Consider the following 619-nt stretch of genomic DNA (forward strand, 5'->3'; position numbering starts at 1 on the left):
AGAACGCCGCGTCGAAGCTGGGTGAGGCCACCTGCAGGACGCGGGAGTCGGTGTCCAGCGCCATTCGTTCGCGGGTGGTGGCGCTGAGCGCGGCCAGACCGGCGTGCGTGACCGTCACGCCCTTGGGGCGTCCCGTCGAGCCCGACGTGTAGATCACGTACATCGGGTGGGCGGGGGTCAGTTCGGTGTCGGGGTCGTGGTCCGGGCTGTGCGCCCAGGCGTGCCGTATGTGGGCCGTGTCGACCGCGATGACGCGTGTGGCCGGTCCTGTGGGCAGGTTGTGCGTGGATTCGGTGGTGGTCAGGATCGCTGCGGGGGCCGCATCGTCGATCATGTAGGTGATGCGGTCGGCGGGGTATTCCAGGTCGAGGGGGAGGTATGCGGCGCCTGCTTTCATGATGCCGAGAGCGATTGCCACCTGTTCCGGGCAGCGCGGCATCGCGACGCCGACCGGCTGTTCCGGGCCGATGCCCTGGGCGATCAGCCAGTGCGCGATGCGGTTCGCCCGCGTGTTCAGCTCCGCGTAGGTCCAGGTGGTGTGCTCCGACTCGACCGCGGGTGCCTGTGGGGCTGCCCGCACGCGGGCGGCGAACATGTCCGGGAACGTGGCCGGTTCGAC

1 protein-coding gene is annotated in these 619 nt (G+C 69.8%); it reads right to left on the reverse strand.

Going from position 1 to position 619, the window contains the following annotated elements; translation table 11 throughout:
- The coding region (locus QK440_RS41265) for an AMP-binding protein (protein ID WP_282798399.1) at window positions 1–595 on the reverse strand (595 nt) is incomplete at its 3' end.
- Window positions 596–619 lie beyond the last annotated feature (24 nt).

The organism is Streptomyces sp. CC224B (genome assembly GCF_030010595.1).
Classification (GTDB): domain Bacteria; phylum Actinomycetota; class Actinomycetes; order Streptomycetales; family Streptomycetaceae; genus Streptomyces; species Streptomyces longispororuber.